The 16,759-nt window shown below is 61.7% G+C and carries 16 protein-coding genes; 2 read left to right on the plus strand and 14 right to left on the minus strand.

Going from position 1 to position 16,759, the window contains the following annotated elements:
* Positions 1 to 3: 3 nt before the first annotated feature.
* On the minus strand, positions 4 to 1,230 hold the full coding sequence (locus U5L73_RS01665; protein ID WP_322560720.1) for a GGDEF domain-containing protein: 1,227 nt from the start codon (positions 1,228 to 1,230) through the stop codon (positions 4 to 6).
* A 100-nt stretch (positions 1,231 to 1,330) separates the two neighbouring features.
* Between U5L73_RS01665 and U5L73_RS01670 the strand changes: the two genes are divergently transcribed.
* On the plus strand, positions 1,331 to 1,816 hold the full coding sequence (locus tag U5L73_RS01670; RefSeq protein WP_322560721.1) for a glutathione peroxidase: 486 nt from the start codon (positions 1,331 to 1,333) through the stop codon (positions 1,814 to 1,816).
* A 15-nt stretch (positions 1,817 to 1,831) separates the two neighbouring features.
* On the opposite strand, the gene glcF is transcribed toward U5L73_RS01670, so the two are convergent.
* From glcF to glnK, 6 genes are all read right to left on the minus strand, one after another.
* Positions 1,832 to 3,073 carry a glycolate oxidase subunit GlcF gene (glcF, locus tag U5L73_RS01675; protein ID WP_322560722.1) on the minus strand — a complete coding sequence of 414 codons (1,242 nt, stop codon included), beginning with the start codon at positions 3,071 to 3,073 and terminating at the stop codon, positions 1,832 to 1,834.
* Positions 3,074 to 3,098: 25 nt separating this feature from the next.
* Positions 3,099 to 4,268, minus strand: a complete 1,170-nt coding sequence (glcE, locus tag U5L73_RS01680; protein WP_322560723.1) for a glycolate oxidase subunit GlcE — start codon at positions 4,266 to 4,268, stop codon at positions 3,099 to 3,101.
* 106 nt (positions 4,269 to 4,374) lie between these two features.
* Entirely contained in the window at positions 4,375 to 5,286 is a 912-nt protein-coding gene (locus U5L73_RS01685; protein ID WP_322560724.1) for an SMP-30/gluconolactonase/LRE family protein, read from the minus strand.
* Positions 5,283 to 6,149, minus strand: coding sequence for an aldose 1-epimerase (locus U5L73_RS01690; RefSeq protein ID WP_322560725.1), 867 nt, complete (start codon positions 6,147 to 6,149; stop codon positions 5,283 to 5,285). The genes U5L73_RS01685 and U5L73_RS01690 overlap by 4 nt, the downstream gene beginning before the upstream one ends.
* Before the next feature lie 146 nt (positions 6,150 to 6,295).
* Positions 6,296 to 7,810 carry an ammonium transporter gene (locus U5L73_RS01695; protein WP_322560726.1) on the minus strand — a complete coding sequence of 505 codons (1,515 nt, stop codon included), beginning with the start codon at positions 7,808 to 7,810 and terminating at the stop codon, positions 6,296 to 6,298.
* An 18-nt stretch (positions 7,811 to 7,828) separates the two neighbouring features.
* Positions 7,829 to 8,167, minus strand: a complete 339-nt coding sequence (glnK, locus tag U5L73_RS01700) for a P-II family nitrogen regulator (protein ID WP_087495551.1) — start codon at positions 8,165 to 8,167, stop codon at positions 7,829 to 7,831.
* A gap of 250 nt (positions 8,168 to 8,417) precedes the next feature.
* Between glnK and U5L73_RS01705 the strand changes: the two genes are divergently transcribed.
* The gene (locus U5L73_RS01705) at positions 8,418 to 9,971 is read left to right on the plus strand and encodes a YifB family Mg chelatase-like AAA ATPase (RefSeq protein ID WP_322560727.1); all 1,554 of its coding nucleotides are present in this window, start codon (positions 8,418 to 8,420) and stop codon (positions 9,969 to 9,971) included.
* A gap of 74 nt (positions 9,972 to 10,045) precedes the next feature.
* On the opposite strand, the gene U5L73_RS01710 is transcribed toward U5L73_RS01705, so the two are convergent.
* The 7 genes from U5L73_RS01710 to U5L73_RS01740 are packed head-to-tail and all read right to left on the minus strand — an operon-like array spanning position 10,046 to position 16,634.
* Positions 10,046 to 11,119: a hypothetical protein gene (locus U5L73_RS01710; protein ID WP_322560728.1), complete on the minus strand. Its 1,074-nt coding sequence runs from the start codon at positions 11,117 to 11,119 to the stop codon at positions 10,046 to 10,048.
* Positions 11,116 to 12,030: an ExeA family protein gene (locus U5L73_RS01715; RefSeq protein ID WP_322560729.1), complete on the minus strand. Its 915-nt coding sequence runs from the start codon at positions 12,028 to 12,030 to the stop codon at positions 11,116 to 11,118. Before U5L73_RS01715 ends, U5L73_RS01710 begins: the two co-directional genes overlap by 4 nt.
* Positions 12,030 to 13,784: a secretin N-terminal domain-containing protein gene (locus tag U5L73_RS01720; protein ID WP_322560730.1), complete on the minus strand. Its 1,755-nt coding sequence runs from the start codon at positions 13,782 to 13,784 to the stop codon at positions 12,030 to 12,032. The genes U5L73_RS01715 and U5L73_RS01720 overlap by 1 nt, the downstream gene beginning before the upstream one ends.
* 11 nt (positions 13,785 to 13,795) lie before the next feature.
* On the minus strand, positions 13,796 to 14,272 hold the full coding sequence (locus U5L73_RS01725) for a hypothetical protein (protein ID WP_322560731.1): 477 nt from the start codon (positions 14,270 to 14,272) through the stop codon (positions 13,796 to 13,798).
* Positions 14,269 to 14,892, minus strand: coding sequence for a hypothetical protein (locus U5L73_RS01730; RefSeq protein WP_322560732.1), 624 nt, complete (start codon positions 14,890 to 14,892; stop codon positions 14,269 to 14,271). Before U5L73_RS01730 ends, U5L73_RS01725 begins: the two co-directional genes overlap by 4 nt.
* Positions 14,889 to 15,563 carry a PilN domain-containing protein gene (locus U5L73_RS01735; protein WP_322560733.1) on the minus strand — a complete coding sequence of 225 codons (675 nt, stop codon included), beginning with the start codon at positions 15,561 to 15,563 and terminating at the stop codon, positions 14,889 to 14,891. Before U5L73_RS01735 ends, U5L73_RS01730 begins: the two co-directional genes overlap by 4 nt.
* A 21-nt stretch (positions 15,564 to 15,584) precedes the next feature.
* Positions 15,585 to 16,634, minus strand: coding sequence for a hypothetical protein (locus tag U5L73_RS01740; RefSeq protein ID WP_322560734.1), 1,050 nt, complete (start codon positions 16,632 to 16,634; stop codon positions 15,585 to 15,587).
* Between the last annotated feature and the right edge of the window lie 125 nt (positions 16,635 to 16,759).

Genomic DNA, 16,759 nt, shown 5'->3' on the forward strand with positions numbered 1-16,759 from the left:
AAGCTAGGGCCTGGGGTTCAGCTCTGACGCCTCGGGCATCGCGTATTCCACCTTGTCACGGCCAGTTTGTTTGGCCACATACAGTGCGCGATCGGCCGCGGCATAAATGGCATCGGCAGTACCGCGCACCGTGGGTGCCAATGTGCTGACACCGAAACTGGCGGTCACCTTGATGGGCTGACCCTCAAAATCCACGTCCATGGCACGTATCGCATCACGCAGCTTGCTGGCGACCTGCATGGCACCTTCGCGCCCAGTGTCTGGCAGCAACACGATGAACTCTTCGCCGCCCATGCGTGCCAATGTATCGGTGATGCGTAGCGAGTAGCTCAGGCACTGTGCAGTGGCTTTGAGCACCGCATCGCCCCCGGGGTGGCCATAGCGGTCGTTCACACTTTTGAAGAAGTCCAGATCCACCATGATGACGGCGGTGTGGCACGGCACCCGCGTGGCGCGGAGCAACTCCATTTGCGCCAGCCGCATGAACTCGCGGCGGTTATAAAGGCCGGTCAGTGCATCGTGATCGGCCAGAAAGGCCAGCTCCGCCTGCTGGGCTACGAGGGTTGCATTGCTTTTGCTGAGCTGGCGGCGCAACACCACGGATCTGGCGTATTGGTTCCAGTTCATGATCGAGGCCATGAGCGCCAGCGCTGGGGTAATGAATGCCACGATGCGCAAACTCGGGAGCTGCGAGCGGTTGATGAATGCGTTTTCCAGCAATACCGCAAACACCACGTAGCTCAGGACAAAAACAGGCACCGATATTGCCGGCCGCATCAGCGCCAGCACGCCGAACGTGACACAGATCAGCAAGAAACTCGCAAGGCCCGCACCCGCGTTGTATTCCAAGTCGAGGAGTGTGATGTACGCCCCAAAACTCAAGTACGCCGCGGCAATCAGGATTTGCAGGGCAATTGCACCGGTCGTGGCTCGGGTATGGCGCTCCAAAAACAGGTGAGCGGCGAGCACTGTGACCAGCACACCCACACAGGCCAGCCCCTGGGCGTAGGCCAGATCATGGGCCCAATGCGCCAGCTCGGGCCTGAATTCCGGGGGCGTGAAATGCGCAAAAAACCAAGCCAACGTCGCATGCAAAGGCACCAGAAAAAGGCCGAGGCGCCGGTAGCGCTTCAAGGACTCGATGGTGGCCTCGCCCTGCACCCGGTCATTCTCAAGCTTGCTCGCATTGAAGCGCGCACGACAGCGCTGATACCAAGGGGAGAAAAACAATCCTGAACTCCTCGTTTTGCAAATCTTCCCAGCAATGCCCGTACAACACAAGCTTTTGCAAGCAGTGCTATGGTGAAGGCCACTTTCTTGGGAGATGTGAATGAGCAGTGTGTATGACTTCGAGGCCTTGAACATCCAAGGCCAGCTGATCGGCTTGGGCGATTTCAAAGGCAAAGCGCTGTTGATCGTCAACACTGCCAGTGCCTGCGGCTTCACACCGCAGTTCGCAGGGCTGGAAGCGTTGCACCAGCAGTACGGCAGCAAGGGACTGGCGGTGCTGGGTTTCCCGTGCAACCAGTTCGGCGCACAGGACAAGGGCAGCAATGACGAGATTTCCTCTTTTTGCCAACTCAACTATGGCGTGAGCTTCCCGATGATGGCGAAGATTGAGGTCAACGGCAGCGGCGCCCACCCGTTATACCAGTGGTTGGCCGGAGAAGCGCCAGGCCTGCTGGGTACCAAGGCCATCAAATGGAACTTCACCAAATTTCTGGTGGGCAAAGACGGCAAGGTGCTCAAGCGTTATGCGCCAACCGACACGCCTGCCAGCCTTTCCAAAGACATCGAGGCTGCATTGGCAGCCTGAGGGCGCAGTACCCGCTCAAGACTGGTTGACAGGCGCCAAAGCAGCGTCCAAGACCTCGATCCAGTGGCGCACGGCGGTGGTGGTGCCGCTCTGCAGATGGGTGATACACCCGATATTGGCGCTGATGATGACCTCGTTGTCGGTCGGCGCCAGATGGCCCAGCTTGCGGTCGCGCAGCTGATAAGAGATCTCAGGGTTTAGCACCGAATAGGTACCGGCCGAGCCGCAGCACAGATGCGACTCGTTGCTGGCAACCCGCACCGAGAACCCGAGCTCCGCCATCTGCGACTCCACTCCGCCTTTGAGTTTCTGGCCGTGCTGCAGGGTGCAGGGCGGGTGGAACACCAACGCCGGGGTGCCTGCATCCAGCCGGACCAGGGGTTTGAGACGCGGCAGGCACTCGGGCAACAGCTCGCTCAGGTCGCGCGTGAGGGCGCTGATGCGCGCCGCCTTGGCGGCATAGGCCGGGTCATCGCGCAGGATATGACCGTACTCTTTGACCGTGACACCGCAACCGGAAGCGTTCATCACCAGCGCTTCGACGCCGTCCAGCACATAGGGCCACCAGGCGTCGATGTTGGCGCGCATCTGCGCCTTGCCGCCGTCCTGGTCGTTGAGGTGGAATTTGACGGCACCACAACACCCTGCAGCAGGTGCCAGCAAGGGCTGGATACCTGCCGCATCGAGCACCCGGGCCGTGGCGCTATTGATATTGGGCGACATGCTGGGTTGCACGCAACCGGCCAGCATCAGCACTTGGCGCGGGTGCTCCCGGTCGGGCCATGAGCCGGCATCCTGCGGAGCGGGCACTTTGTTTTTCAGGCTTTGAGGCAGCAGCGGGCGCACCAGTTGGCCCAGCTTCATGGCGGGAGCAAACAGGGGAGAAGGCAGCCCCTCTTTCAGCGCCCAGCGCAGGGCCTTTTCGCCGGTCGGCCGCGGCACTTTGGCATCGACCAGCTTGCGGCCGATATCAACCAGATGGCCGTAATCCACACCGCTGGGGCAGGTGCTTTCGCAGTTGCGGCAGGTCAGGCAACGGTCCAGGTGCATCTGGGTGGCGCGCGTGGGCTCCTGACCTTCCAGCACTTGCTTCATCAAGTAGATGCGGCCGCGCGGGCCATCGAGCTCGTCGCCGAGCAACTGGTAGGTCGGGCACGTCGCGGTACAAAAACCGCAATGGACACATTTGCGCAGAATGGCCTCGGCGGCTTGGCCGTCCGGGGTGTTCTGGTATTCGGGGGCGAGTTGGGTCTGCATAAGGTGTGGTGAATGGCGCCCGGCGTCAGAAGTCTGGGTAGAGCCTGCCGGCGTTGAAAATACCGGCAGGATCAAAAGCCGCCTTGAGGCGTTTGAGCAAAGCGGCCTGCCCTGGCACATCTGAGCGAAATTGGCACTTAGCCCCGGTAAGGTCTGCGGCTCCAGCTACAAAAACCATAGCATTACCACCGGCTGCGCGGGCCACGGTCTGCAATTGAGGCCCGGCTTGCAACGGCGCCCAGAGCCAGCGTACGCCGCCATGCCACTCGATCAACTGGGCCCAGGGCAAGTCCAGCACCGGCGCGGTTTGCGCCACCGACAAGCGCCACAAAGCGTGACCCGTGGCCGCTCCGTCGGTAAAAAAGGGCAGCGTTTGGTCGCGGCAACGGTCCCAATCAGCAGCGGCTTGCGCGGGGTCCATGCGCTCGCCCGGCACTTCGCGCAACATGCGCTGGCAAGCCGCCTCCACGGCGGCCACGGCACCGCGCAGCCGCACAAACAACAAGTCTTGACCCGCCGCACCTGCGCTCCCGTCGTGCACCCAGCAGCTGGCATTCAGGGGCAGCGGCTCGCCGGCCCAGCGGTGGATCTGCTCAAGGGCGGCGGCCTGCCCCAGCGGGAACACCAACGTAGCCTCGGCGGGCGCAAAGGGCAGCACCTTGAGCGAGACCTCGGTCATCAGGCCCAGAGTACCCATGGCTCCTGCCATCAGGCGGGACACGTCGTAACCGGCCACGTTTTTCATCACCTGGCCGCCGAAGGTCAGGTATTCCCCACGGCCGTTAATGAGTTTCAGGCCCAGCACATAGTCGCGCACGCTGCCCACGCTGGCGCGGGCGGGGCCGGCCAAACCACTGGCCACCAAGCCACCCACGGTGGCAGTGCTCGACGGGGCGCCGGCAACGCGGGTAGACCACGGGTAGTGCGGCGGCTCGAAAGGCAGGCACTGGCCTTGCTCGGCCAGCAGGGCCTCGAGGGTGGAGAGCGGTGTTCCGGTGGCCACCGTGACCACCAGCTCGCTGGGCGCGTAATCGACCACGCCGCTCAGGCTGCGGGTGTCCAGCAGGCCTGCGGGCTGCAGGCAACCGTAAAAGTCTTTGCTGCCACCGCCGCGAATCTGCAGTGGCGTCTGGTCCGCAGCGGCGGCACGGATCTGGTCAACAAAGGGTTGGATGGCGGCGGGCAGGGGCAACATGGCGGCAATGGTAAGCGGCCCCCCTGCCCTGCGGCGTGAATTTTTTGAACAGCCAAACGCCGGATTTTTGAGCCTCCACCGCCCTCAGGCCATTCGGTGCTGAGGCTCAGTCCGCGAAGGCCTGCACCGGCAGCCCCGCCACGTCCACCCGCATGAAGAACACCGCGCCCGACAAAGGAAACTGCGCCAGCTCCGCAGCACTGCGCCCGTGCCGGGCCGTGGTGATGTAGAGGGTTTTGAGGTCCTCTCCGCCAAAACAGGGCATGGTGGGGCACTGGGCCGGCGTCTCGAAACTCGCCAACAGGCGGCCGTCAGGCGCAAATTTACAGATGCGGCGCCCCTCAAACATGGCAGCGTAGTAATTGCCCTCGACATCTACCGCAGCGCCATCCGGGCGGCCGGCATAGTGGATATTCTCGAAGGTCCAACCGGCGGGCTTGGGCTCGTATTGGCGCCAGACGCGGTGGGCGCTCAGGGCGTTGGCCTGGAGATCAAAGTCCCAGGCGTGGGTCAGATGGTTCGGGGTGTCCGACCAGTAGACGGTGCGTTGGTCAGGGCTCCAGGCCAAGCCGTTGGCGGTCAGTGCATCGCCTGCGTGTTTTTGCACCACCGCAGCGCCGGAGCGGCAATCAATAGAAAACAGCTCTGCGGCCCGTCCGGCCTTAGGCTCATCGATCGTGCCCACCCAGAAGCGGCCCAAGGCATCGCACTTGCCGTCATTGGCGCGGATGGCTGCGGTGTCATACGGCAAAGTAGCGATCCGCTGCAGCTCTCCGCCCCACGAGTGGGCGCGGAAAACGCCATCGCGCAGGGCGATCACCAGGCCGCCTTTGGCTGCGGGGGCAATGCAACCGGGCTCGCTGGGCATGTCCCAGCGCTGCACGGTGCCCATGTAAATATTGGCCCGCAGAATGGCTTTACCGGGAATGTCCACCCAGTAAAGCTGCTGTTCAGCCGGGTGCCAGAACGGGGACTCGCCCAGCTCAAAAAGGTCTTCACTCAATGCGTGCCAGCTCATACCTGTTCCTCCACGGTGACTTGCATACTGCAGCTCCAGGTCTCGCCGGGTTGTAGCACCCGCACGCCAAGACTGTCGGCGCTGGCGCCGGTCGTGGCCATCAGGTTCAACGCATTGTTGACGTGGCTAACCGGCTCGACTGCGATGTTGTCGCGCTCAGGGGTCGTGAAAACCACGAGGCGGCTGAGTGCCGAGCGAACGGTGATGTGCATCAAGGCATCGCGCAAGTGCAGCGCGCCGCCCCAGCCATCAAAACAGTGGTCTACCGTCAGGGTGTCGGTGGATTGATCGAGCCCTGCATGGGGCGCACGGTGGGTCGGCAGTTTGTCAGCGGCCATTTCCCAGCGGCCGGTGGCGGCAAATTGCACCGTGGCACCGGCGCGCTTGACAAAGTAAGGGTGCCAACCCAGACCCACCGGCGCGGGGCTAGCGCCTTGGTTGGTCACACTCAGGCCGAGATCGAGGGTACCGTCGCCCAAGCGAAAGGTTTGCGAACAATCAAAGTCAAAGGGCCAGGCTGCGTCGGCTCGGTGCTCCATCGATAGCAGGGCCGAGTTATCGGTGCTCTCGAGCACAGTCCAGGGGCGCTCCCATCCTATGCCGTGGATCGTGTGGGGCTCCGGGTCGAAGTTGCGGATCAGGGGGTGGCTGGTTCCGTCCCACTGCAATTGCCCATGGCCGATGCGGTTGGAAAACGGCACCAAAGGAAAACTCGCGGACTGGCGCACGCTTGTCAACTCTGCGCCCGGTGTGGAGCGCATGACGGGCAGGTCGCGCCACCACAAACCGGCGATCGCACCGCCCAATGCGGGGCAAAGATCGCAGCGCAATGCGCCATGGCGCAGGGTCAAAGGGGTACTCATGAGGAATCGATCCTTGGGTTGTTTGCAACTGCGCTGGATTGTGCACCTGCGCCCATCAAAAAACCCGGCTCACCTTGCGGTGGCCGGGTTTGGGGCGGGTTTCGAAACCCATCTGAAACTGCGGCGCGCTGCGCCGCATTCAGGGTTTAGCGGTTGTACGCTGTTTCGCCGTGGCTGGAGATGTCCAGACCTTCGCGCTCTTCTTCTTCAGAGACGCGCAGACCGATCACCAAGTCCACCAACTTGAAGGCGATGAAGGACACCACGCCAGACCACACGATGGTGATCAACACGCCTTCGGCTTGGATCAACACTTGGTTGGCGATGGAGTACTCAGCGCCCACGGCGTTGGCCACGTAGTCATACACGCCAGTGCCACCCAAGGACGGCGCTGCAAACACGCCGGTCAACAAAGCGCCCACGATACCGCAGACACCGTGCACACCGAACACGTCCAAGGAGTCATCTGCGCCCAAGAGACGCTTCAAGCCGTTCACACCCCACAGGCCTGCAAAGCCGCCGATCAGGCCGATGGCGATGGAGCCCATAGGACCCACGAAACCGCAAGCAGGAGTGATGGCAACCAAGCCAGCCACTGCACCGGAGGCAGCACCCAACATGGAGGCCTTGCCGCGGGACAGCGCTTCACCGGTAATCCAGGCCAACGTGGCGGCAGCCGTTGCCAGCATGGTGTTGATGAAGGCCAAAGCAGTCAGGCCGTTGGCTTCCAGGTTGGAGCCGGCGTTGAAGCCGAACCAGCCGAACCACAGCATGGCAGCACCCACCATGGTCAAAGTCAGGCTGTGAGGGGCCATAGGCTCTTTGCCGTAACCGATACGCTTGCCCACCACATAGGCACCGACCAAACCAGCAACCGCCGCGTTGATGTGCACCACAGTACCGCCAGCGAAGTCCAAGGCACCCTTGCCCCACAGGTAGCCAGCAGCGGCCACGACTTTTTCCAGAGATGCGGCGTCGGAGATAGCGTCAGGGCCGGCCCAGTACCAGACCATGTGTGCCATGGGCAGGTAGCTGAATGTGAACCAGATCACGCAGAAAGCCAGCACCGCAGAGAACTTGATGCGTTCAGCGAAAGCGCCCACGATCAGGGCACAGGTGATGGCCGCGAAAGTGGCTTGGAAAGCAATGAAGGTCAACTCAGGAATCACGACGCCCTTGCTGAAGGTCGCAGCCACCGAGTCCACGGTAACGCCCTTCAGGAACAGCTTGTCGAAAGTACCGAAGAAGGCACCGTCACCGCCGAAGGCCAAGGTGTAGCCGTAGATGGCCCACAGCACATAGATCAGTGCTGTGACCACGAACACTTGCATCAGCACCGACAGCATGTTCTTGCTGCGGACCAGGCCGCCGTAGAACAAAGCCAGACCGGGCAAGGTCATGAACAAGACCAGTGCGGTGGAGATCGTCATCCAGGCGGTATCGCCCTTGTTGGGAACCGGTGCAGGTGCAGCGGCTGGAGCTGCTTCAGCGGCAGCAGGCGCTGCAGCCGGTGCAGGGGCAGCAGCAGGCGCCGCAGCCTCAGGGGCAGAAGCCATGGCGGCTGGCGCATCGGCAGCTGGCGCAGCCGTCTGGGCCAGCGCAAAAGAACCGGCTGTCATCAGGCTCAAGCCCAGAGCCAGCGTGGCGAGTAGTTTTTTCATGTCGTGCTCTCTTTCTATTTACAGCGCTTCTTTGCCGGTTTCACCGGTGCGGATGCGGACCACTTGTTCCAGGTCGTAGACAAAAATCTTGCCGTCGCCGATCTTGCCGGTGCGGGCGGCGCCCTCGACTGCTTCGATGACCCGCTCTACCAAAGCGTCGTCAATCGCCGCTTCGATCTTGACCTTGGGCAGGAAATCGACCACGTACTCTGCACCGCGGTACAGCTCGGTATGGCCTTTTTGGCGGCCGAAGCCTTTGACTTCAGTCACGGTAATGCCTTGCACTCCCATGCCAGACAAGGCTTCGCGCACCTCATCGAGCTTGAACGGTTTAATGATGGCCGTCACGAGTTTCATGTGTTCACCTCAGCTTGATAGTTAATGACAGAGTCCGGGCCTGGTGGCTTGCCGCGCCAGGTTTTCGGGAGCTAAGAGGCATAAAGCAGAAGCCGTGCCAAGTTGCGCGTGGCTAGTGTTTCGCAAAAAAGCCCCCACAGTTTCTGCAGATTCCGCTAACATAACTGTATAAAACAACAGTTTGCACGCCAATGGTGCACCACCGCGCAATGCACCGAGATATTGCGCACCTTTTTGGGAAATCAGGGAAATGAGCTTGTCTTTGGTGCAGAGTCGTGCGTTATTGGGGCTCGAAGCGGTTCAAGTGACCGTGGAAGTGCATTTGGCCAATGGACTGCCGAGCTTCACCTTGGTCGGTTTGGCGGATGTCGAGGTCAAAGAAGCCCGTGAGCGGGTGCGCTGCGCCATTCAAAACAGTGGCCTCGAGTTCCCTAACAACAAACGCATCACTGTCAATTTGGCGCCGGCCGATCTGCCCAAAGACTCGGGCCGGCTGGATTTGCCCATCGCCCTAGGCATTCTGGCGGCCAGCGGACAGGTGGATGCCCAAGCGCTGGCAGGCTTTGAGTTTGCGGGTGAACTGTCCTTGTCCGGAGATTTACGTGCAGTCCGCGGCGCCCTGGCCATGGCGTTGGCACTGCGGAAAACAGCGAGCCGCCCCCAACTGGTGCTGCCACCCGGCAATGCCGAAGAGGCCGCCCTGGTGCCCGACTCCCGGGTGATCCGTGCCCGCCGGCTGCTGGATGTCGTGCACCACTTTGCGCCGGGCGGTCAGGCCAAGGACGCAGAGGGCATCCCCCTGGAGCAAGACCCCGACGGCTGGGTGCGGGTGGAACCCGCTCCCCTGCAAGCTCCCGCCGCCGGGCTGGACATGGCCGATGTCAAAGGCCAGGTAGCCGCCAAACGCGCCCTAGAAATTGCAGCTGCGGGCGGACACAGCTTGTTATTGGTAGGCCCGCCGGGCTCTGGCAAATCCATGCTGGCTCAGCGTTTTGCGGCCTTGTTGCCAGACCTGACCACCGACGAAGCGCTGGAGAGCGCGGCCATCGGCAGCCTGTGCGGGCGCTTTGACTTGCAACGTTGGGGACTGCGCCCCACTTGCAGCCCTCACCATTCCGCAAGTGCCGTGGCTCTGGTGGGCGGTGGCTCCCCGCCCCGGCCCGGAGAAATTTCATTGGCCCACCATGGGGTGTTGTTTTTAGACGAGTTACCCGAGTTTCCGCGCCCAGCGCTTGAAGCCCTGCGCGAACCGCTGGAAACCGGCAGCATCACCATCGCCCGGGCGGCCCGGCGGGCTGAGTTTCCCGCGCGGTTTCAGTTGATTGCCGCCATGAACCCCTGCCCCTGCGGTTACCTCGGGGCGGCGGCACGCCCTTGCCGGTGCACGCCCGACCAAGTGAGTCGCTACCAAGGCAAACTCAGTGGCCCTCTGATGGACCGGATTGACCTCCATGTAGAAGTGCCAGCGCTGGCGTCCGAAGACTTGCTGAACAGCCCCGCCGGCGAGTGCAGTGCCGATATACGCCAGCGTAGCCACCAAGCCCGAAATCGGGCCCTTCTGCGCCAAGGCTGCAGTAACCAGGCGCTGGCCGGCCAAGCCATTGACCAGCATATTGGGCTGGAACCTGCCGCCCTGAAATTCTTGCAGACGGCGGCTGCGCAGCTCGGCTGGTCTGCGCGCAGCACCCACCGCACCCTGAAGATCGCGCGCACAATTGCCGACCTTGCAAACAGTGCAGACACGCAGCTTCCCCACGTCGCCGAAGCCATGCAATACCGGCGTGTACTGCGTAACGCCAATTAAGCACAGGCGCTAGATGCTATTATTTATATAGCAGCTTACGCAATAAAGACGAGGGCTATAGCCATTTTTGATACCTAGGGCTTCTCAGGTAGCGCCACCCCTTGCTGCCGCAGGTAGGCCCAGACCTCCCTGCTCACAGGGCCTACACTGCGCGCCCGCTCCGCCAACTCGGCTGCAGCAACTAGCTGGCCCAGTGCGGACAAAGACACGGCGGAGCCCAGCAGCCAGCGTTGCTCTGCCGGGCGCGACTGGAGGGCCACCCCGTAAAACTGCACCGCATCTTGGTGTCTGCCCAAGCGTTGTGCCGCGTTTGCACGCACTGCCCACAACTCAGGCTGCCCCGCCAACAAGGGCTCGACCCGCGTCATCAACTCCAGTACAGCAGCTGATCGCCCCTGGGCGAGCTCCATACGCGCGAGTTCACGCACCAGCAGCAACTGGGTGGCAGCAATAGTGGGCGGCTGCGCCCGCTCAGCACCCGCTAGAGAGTCTTGCAGGAGTTGGATCGCCGCATCCGCAGAACCACTGGTATAGAGGGATTGCGCCTGCGAAAGCACCTCTCGCACTGCCGTTTGCTGGCGCTGCGCCGCTACTGCCGCATCTGCCACCGGCTGTGCCGGTTTGGCCGATGGAGGTGCAGGAGGCGTCGACGCCAACTGTGCAGCCGGAGCGGGCATCGCATCCGGTTTAAGGAGCGGAGCCACTGCCACGGGCGGAGACACCACAACGGGTATCGCAGGGGTGGAGACACTCGCGGCTGGTGCAGCCAGCGGAGGCGCTTGCTTGACAACGGTAGTTCGGGTGTCGGTAGACAAAGCCGGCAGCTCTGAAAGCTCGGTCGCCAGCTTCAAGCCCGACCAAGGTGCAGGCACGGCTGAAGCGGAGGGAACCGGATCCTCCGCCGGCAGCGTGGTCACTGGGCTGGAGACCGGCGGCAGCTGGGGGGTTCCGGACCACCACCAAACCAGACCAGCCACGATGGACACTGCGACCAGTGCGCCTACCACCCCCCCAAAACGCCAGGTGTGGCGCTTTGCATGCGGGCTCCGTGATGCCGCTCGCGCACTGGTGCCGGCCCCCAGTGCAGGCTCGAGCGGGCTGGCACTGCGCTTGTCGAGGTCGCGCAACATTTGGTTGATCACACTCATTCCAACACCTCCCCCGCGGTGCGGGTGGCGCCGGACTGCTGCTTCCACCAAGTCCACGGATTCCACCAAAGGCCCCCACCGGTGGGAAATGGACGCAGTCCCGGCGTGTCGCCGACGGCTAGTTTGACGTGAGCTGCGGAGACCCGGTGCACCCCTTGTCCGTAGGCTAAGAGCAGGCACTTGTGCGCGATAACATTGATCAAACGCGGCACCCCGGCAGTAGCCACCGCTAACCGGTCGATGGCCTCCGGGGTAAATACCTCCAAGTCGGTGTGCTCATTAGCCGCTGCCCGCGCCAAACGGTGGCGCACATACTCGCCCACACTCGCTCGCGCCATCGGTCCCAAGTATTCGCTGAAGGTAATGCGCTGCAGCAGTTGCCGGATCTCGGGGCGCGCCAGCTTCGTGTCCAAATCGGGCTGGCCCAGCAAGACCAGTTGAATCAGTTTGCGCTTTTCGGTTTCGAGATTGGAGAGGAGGCGCAGGCTCTCGAGGCTGCGCACCGGAATCGCTTGGGCTTCGTCGATACACACCACCACACGGCGCCCGGCGGTGGCATGGGTCAGCAAACAGTTGCTGATGAGCGTCATAACCGTGTGACGGTGAGGGGGAAGTTCGACTTCCAGCCCCAACTCGATCGCCAATGCGCAGAGTAAATCGTCGGGTCCCATGTCCGGGTTGGGAATATAGGCGGTGACGCACTCACTATGAAGCGTCTTGAGGAGCTGACGGCACAAAACGGTTTTGCCGCAACCCAACTCCCCCACCACCTTCAAAAAACCCTCGCCACTGCGCAAAGCGACCAACAGCGTGTTCAGGGCCGCTTGCGCGCCGTCATGGGCAAAGTAAAAGTCGGTGTCCGGCGTGATGGAGAACGGGGCCTCACGCAGGGCAAAGTGCCCCAGATACATTACTTGGCCGAACCATCAATCTGGATGACCCGCGCGCGGGCGGCATCCATGTCATCAATCGCAGCGCGGGCGCGCTGGTTTTGCGCCTCCCAATCTGCTGCACTGCGGATGATGGTTGGCTTGATCAGCACAATCACCTCTTTCTTGCGCCCCTGGTTGGCGCGGTTGCCGAACAAGGCCCCCAATCCCGGCATGCTGGTGGTACCCGGCAGGCCGGATGCATTGCGACTCGATTCGAGTTGCATCAAGCCACCGATGGCCACAATGGAGCCATCTTGAATACGCACCAAGGTATCCGTCTCATTCACCGCACTGGAGGCGAGCGGCAGCTTGAAGTTGCCGGCACTGCCCAGGTCGATTTGCTTGGACTTTTCAGTCACCGTCGTCAGTGCGGGGTGCACATGCAAGGTCACGTTGACGCCATCGTCGATTTGAGGCGTTACATCGAGCGAGATGCCCGAGAAAAAGGGAGTCAAGGTTACCGTGGGCAAGGTGCTGGTATTGGTGCCGGTACCGCTGCTGCTCGTGTTGTTGGAATTGGTTCCACCTGACACATTGGTCACGAAAAACTCGTCGGTCCCCACCTTGAGCACCGCCTTTTGGTTATTGAGCGTGGCAATTCGGGGACTAGAGAGCGTCTGCACATCTCCTTGGGTTTCCAAGAACCCCAGCACCGCGCCAAACTGGGTAGTCGCCAGTGCCAATCCGAACAAGCCGCCGCCAGTCACTACAGACGGGAATGACACCGCACCATTGATCGTGGTGGTGCCTTGCACGAAGGCGTTGGTGCTCGTCACCCCACTACCGATCACGCCAGCGGCGACTTGGGTCGAGGCGTTGGTATTGAAAGCCCCCCAGTTCACACCGCTCTGAAAGCCGTCGCGCAGTTCTACTTCCACCACTTTTGCTTCCAGCATGACCTGCCGCTCCACCGAGGCCTGTGCTGCTTTAAGGAATTTCTCCACCTGCCGCAATTCTTCTGGCATGCCGCGCACCGCCATGATGCCGGCCTGCGGACTGACAACCACACTGCGGCCCTCGCCGCTGCCCAGCAGGCTGCGCACGGCACCGGATAACTCACCCCAAAAGTCGGACTTGGAGGTGGTCGATACCCGGCTGTTTTCCGGTTGGGCACCGGTTCCGCCATTGCCTGTCGCACCGGTGGCAGTGTTGGTCCCGCCAGACGAAGACTGCGGCAAACCGGCCCCGGACGAGACCCGCAACTCGCTGCTGCCTTGGCGCTGCGAGGTCGGGTAATTCAAGGTGAACACACGGGTCTGAAGCGTGGGGGCGTACACCGTGATGCGGCGACCTTCGATCTTGAAGTCGTATCCATACACATCACGGATCGCCTCCAAAGCTTCGGTCACGGTCACGCCGCGCAAGGTCACAGACAAGGTCCCAGCGACATCCGGGTGCATCAGCATGCTGTAACGGGTGTCCGCCACGATGGCCAGAAACACCTCGCGCGCCTGGGCGTTATTGACCAAGAGATCCAGACGAGGCTCAGGGGGCGGAGCGACCACCGGGGGCGCGGGCTCGGCCAAGGCCTCACTGACTTTCGCAGGTACTACCGTTTGCACCTTGGGTGCGGTTTCCGGTATTTCGGCCCGGATGGCAGCGCTGACATCGGGCGTGCGCAAGGGCCGGTCCATGCTGCCACAAGCTCCCAGTAACGCAGCGATCACCGTGACACACAGAACCGAAGCAGAGCGTGGAATTAAAGCGGTGGGGAACATAGCAATGGAGTTCATAGGTCGGGACTTCACGGTGGTGTGCCGGTGCATGGCGCAACAGGGGTCACGGCTTGAGCGGACTTCGGACGGGCAGTTTTGGGTGCCGACTTGCGGGAGGATTCAAATTTTGAGGGAGCGCTGGGACGATCACAGGTGCCAGGGACTTGGGTAACAGAGCGCTGAATTCCGGCAAATCGAGGCAGCTTGCGGACCTTGCGGCCTTCACGCAACCAGACCTCGGTCTCCGTGATGCGGTCCACCGTAGCGGTACCGACTTTTTTCCCGACCCCCACCAAGCGAGTCCCGACCACTAGGTAAGGGACACCGTTCTGCACCATCACGCTCATATTCGGTGGCGGCGCATCTGCCGGGTCCATGACGGCTCCCTGAGGTAGCGCAACGCCGGCGGCTGAAGGAGGTGCAGTCGGATCACGCTCCGCGGCCACAGCCGCCCCCAAGGTGCTCGTCAATACAAGGCAAAAAACCCACAGGCGCACATGCATCATGGCTGCGCCTCCAGAACATAAACACGCAGGGTGAGCTCAGGCCCTTGAGGGCCGACCAGCAGTTGAAATCCACCCCAGCGCAGGCGCGGCAGGGCCTGCTCCAGGCCTTTCACATACCGCGTTAACTCGTTATAAGGACCGACGACCTTCAGCTCCAAGCCCCTGCGGGTGATGCCCGGGATGGCCTCGGTGGCGGGCGTCGCGCCATCGGCCGATACGGTGCCGGAAGACACCAGGCGCAAACCCGGGCTGCGCTTCAAAAACTGGGCAAGCACCGGTTCGATCGAGGGCTCTCCGCTGGCACCCGAGGGTGCGAGCGCTTGTATTTCACGGTTGAGCGCATCCAAAGTAGCTTGGGACTGGGCAAGCTCAGCACGAACGTCTGCATTCAGATCTACCGGCTTGGATACCAGCGCCAACTCGGCGCGCAAACGGTTGACCTCTGAAGACTGGGTTACAAACTGCTGCTGCACCTGCTTCATGGCTTTTTGAGCCGGAGAAAGCCAAATCAAATCGGCGAGGGCGAGAGCCAGTGCTAAAAGTGAAATGAAGACAAACAAGCGCTCCCGTAAGCTGAGCGCGTTGATGCGGGCCGACTGTGCAATCCACCAAGCTTTCATGGGCGCCCCCCCGGAGCTTGCGCTTGCGCACTCACCAGGTTGAACGACCACGCTTCCCGCGCCCTGGCGCCCGACGGGCCAGCAGACAACGCCAGTTCAGCGCCGCCTACTGACTGCGCAAGCGCCGTGCTCTGGACCTTGACCGTACTCAGGCGCAAGCCATCCATCAAAGGACTCTGAGCCAAGCGGCCTACCCAGTCGTTCAACGAAGAGGGCTCCAGAGTGAAACCACTCACTTCCATACTTCCTGCATCGGCACGTACTGCGGTAATCCAGACCGAATCAGGAATGCTGCGCGCCACCAAAACCAACCGGTCGGAGTGACCGAAGCCCGGTTTGAACTGCCCTTGCTGTAATGCGAGCAGGGCCTGATTTTTCAGCTGGATTTCGGCTTTTTTGGCTTGCGCTTCCTGGATCAATTCGGCGGATGGCGGCGCAGCGCGGGCTTTGCTCTGGGCAATGGCCGTTTGCAAGCTTTGCATTTCCGAGGCCTGCGTCTGCAAGGTCGAGGTAAAACCGCGTTGGGCATTTTGCAAATTCCAGACCCAGGTGGTGCACAGCGCAGCGCCCAAGATTACAAACACGCCCAAAGCTAACACCATGGTGTTAGCCTCGAACTGCTGCCGCGGCTTGATCAGCGCAACAGAGCACAGATTAATTTGTTGAGGCATGGTGTACGTTCCTGCTGCAGTCTAGGCGTCACCGCGCAACAAAATACCAAGCAAAGGCAGGCACATGGACCTGTCCTGCTCCGCAAGCTTGTCCCAGCCGGCAAATTTCTCTGCGGCATCAAAAGCGCTGACGTTTTGCCCGGTATCGCGGCTCAGCCACTCGGCCAGCTCCGCGCTCCGCTCGCCCGCATACACCTGCAATCCTGCCAAAGGCCACTGGGTCCAGGTGCGCTCCCAGAGGTCGATCGAACGCTGTACTTCCACCAGCAAACGCTGTGCCCGGTCAATATCGCCCTGAGCCGCCGGAGCAGAATCTGCACCGGTGGTCGAAAAGTTCGGGCTATAGGCCCCTCCCCCCGCATAGTCGGGAACATATTCCTCGACAGGGGTGTACGTGTCCAAAACTGCCGGCTCAGGCGCCGTAGCGGCCGTCCATGTCATGCCCATGAAGCCTTCGGGCAGATCGAGACGGCGGCTGTAAAACAACTCACCGGCGGCGCTGATCGTCAACAAGGCCTGCCGACCGTCTAAGATCAGCAACGCGCCCGTGGCACGCTCGGGCTCCAGCAAGGTTTGCAGATTCCGCTGTGCCATGTCCTGCACATCAATGACCCGCACATCCCAGTGCATCGCCTCGCCCAGCCCCATGGCGTCGCGCACAAAGCTGTTGTTAGCGGCCACCACAAACATTTGCGATGCAGCCCGCCCTTCGCCATCCCCGACACGCAGCACGTCCATCGTCAGATCGTCCAAATGCGCGTCCACCATTTCTTTGACCTGGTAGCGGGCAGCAGAACGCAGCTCTTCCGGCGGCACCGAGGGTGCCTCGATTTGCAGCAGCTGGTATTGCTCGGGCTTGAGCATGACGTGGGCGGTACGGTCTTTGAGCCCTAGCGCGGAGAGCCGACGGACAAATTCATCCATGCTGTCGCTACCCTGAATTTCCACGCCAGCACGCTTCACCGTGAAATCACGACCTGACCCTTGCGCGACCACATAGGCGAGCGTTTGGCCTGACCACGAAACGATCAACTGTGCGCCGGATGCGGCACGCCGCCAGGGCCAACGCATAGTCAGCAAGCTCCCGTTGGGCGGGGGTGAAAAAACACAGTCGCAACTTCAATCATGAAATAGTTTGATTTCTCAGGAAATGTGCTCACAGTTTAGTAGCTTCGCCTGCCATCATGACACGGATT

It is taken from the genome of Rhodoferax sp. (genome assembly GCF_034520025.1).
In the GTDB taxonomy this organism is placed as follows: Bacteria; Pseudomonadota; Gammaproteobacteria; order Burkholderiales; family Burkholderiaceae_C; genus Allorhodoferax.

Excerpts from the sequence above, each read along its gene's own strand:
- U5L73_RS01695 (WP_322560726.1), bottom strand. The coding sequence starts at position 7,810 with ATGAAAAAACTACTCGCCACGCTGGCTCTGGGCTTGAGCCTGATGACA.
- U5L73_RS01725 (WP_322560731.1), bottom strand. The coding sequence starts at position 14,272 with ATGATGCATGTGCGCCTGTGGGTTTTTTGCCTTGTATTGACGAGCACC.
- U5L73_RS01710 (WP_322560728.1), bottom strand. The coding sequence starts at position 11,119 with ATGAGTGTGATCAACCAAATGTTGCGCGACCTCGACAAGCGCAGTGCC.
- U5L73_RS01685 (WP_322560724.1), bottom strand. The coding sequence starts at position 5,286 with ATGAGCTGGCACGCATTGAGTGAAGACCTTTTTGAGCTGGGCGAGTCC.
- U5L73_RS01740 (WP_322560734.1), bottom strand. The coding sequence starts at position 16,634 with ATGCGTTGGCCCTGGCGGCGTGCCGCATCCGGCGCACAGTTGATCGTT.
- glcF (WP_322560722.1), bottom strand. The coding sequence starts at position 3,073 with ATGCAGACCCAACTCGCCCCCGAATACCAGAACACCCCGGACGGCCAA.
- U5L73_RS01730 (WP_322560732.1), bottom strand. The coding sequence starts at position 14,892 with ATGAAAGCTTGGTGGATTGCACAGTCGGCCCGCATCAACGCGCTCAGC.
- U5L73_RS01735 (WP_322560733.1), bottom strand. The coding sequence starts at position 15,563 with ATGCCTCAACAAATTAATCTGTGCTCTGTTGCGCTGATCAAGCCGCGG.
- U5L73_RS01690 (WP_322560725.1), bottom strand. The coding sequence starts at position 6,149 with ATGAGTACCCCTTTGACCCTGCGCCATGGCGCATTGCGCTGCGATCTT.
- U5L73_RS01705 (WP_322560727.1), top strand. The coding sequence starts at position 8,418 with ATGAGCTTGTCTTTGGTGCAGAGTCGTGCGTTATTGGGGCTCGAAGCG.
- glcE (WP_322560723.1), bottom strand. The coding sequence starts at position 4,268 with ATGTTGCCCCTGCCCGCCGCCATCCAACCCTTTGTTGACCAGATCCGT.
- U5L73_RS01670 (WP_322560721.1), top strand. The coding sequence starts at position 1,331 with ATGAGCAGTGTGTATGACTTCGAGGCCTTGAACATCCAAGGCCAGCTG.
- U5L73_RS01715 (WP_322560729.1), bottom strand. The coding sequence starts at position 12,030 with ATGTATCTGGGGCACTTTGCCCTGCGTGAGGCCCCGTTCTCCATCACG.
- glnK (WP_087495551.1), bottom strand. The coding sequence starts at position 8,167 with ATGAAACTCGTGACGGCCATCATTAAACCGTTCAAGCTCGATGAGGTG.
- U5L73_RS01720 (WP_322560730.1), bottom strand. The coding sequence starts at position 13,784 with ATGAACTCCATTGCTATGTTCCCCACCGCTTTAATTCCACGCTCTGCT.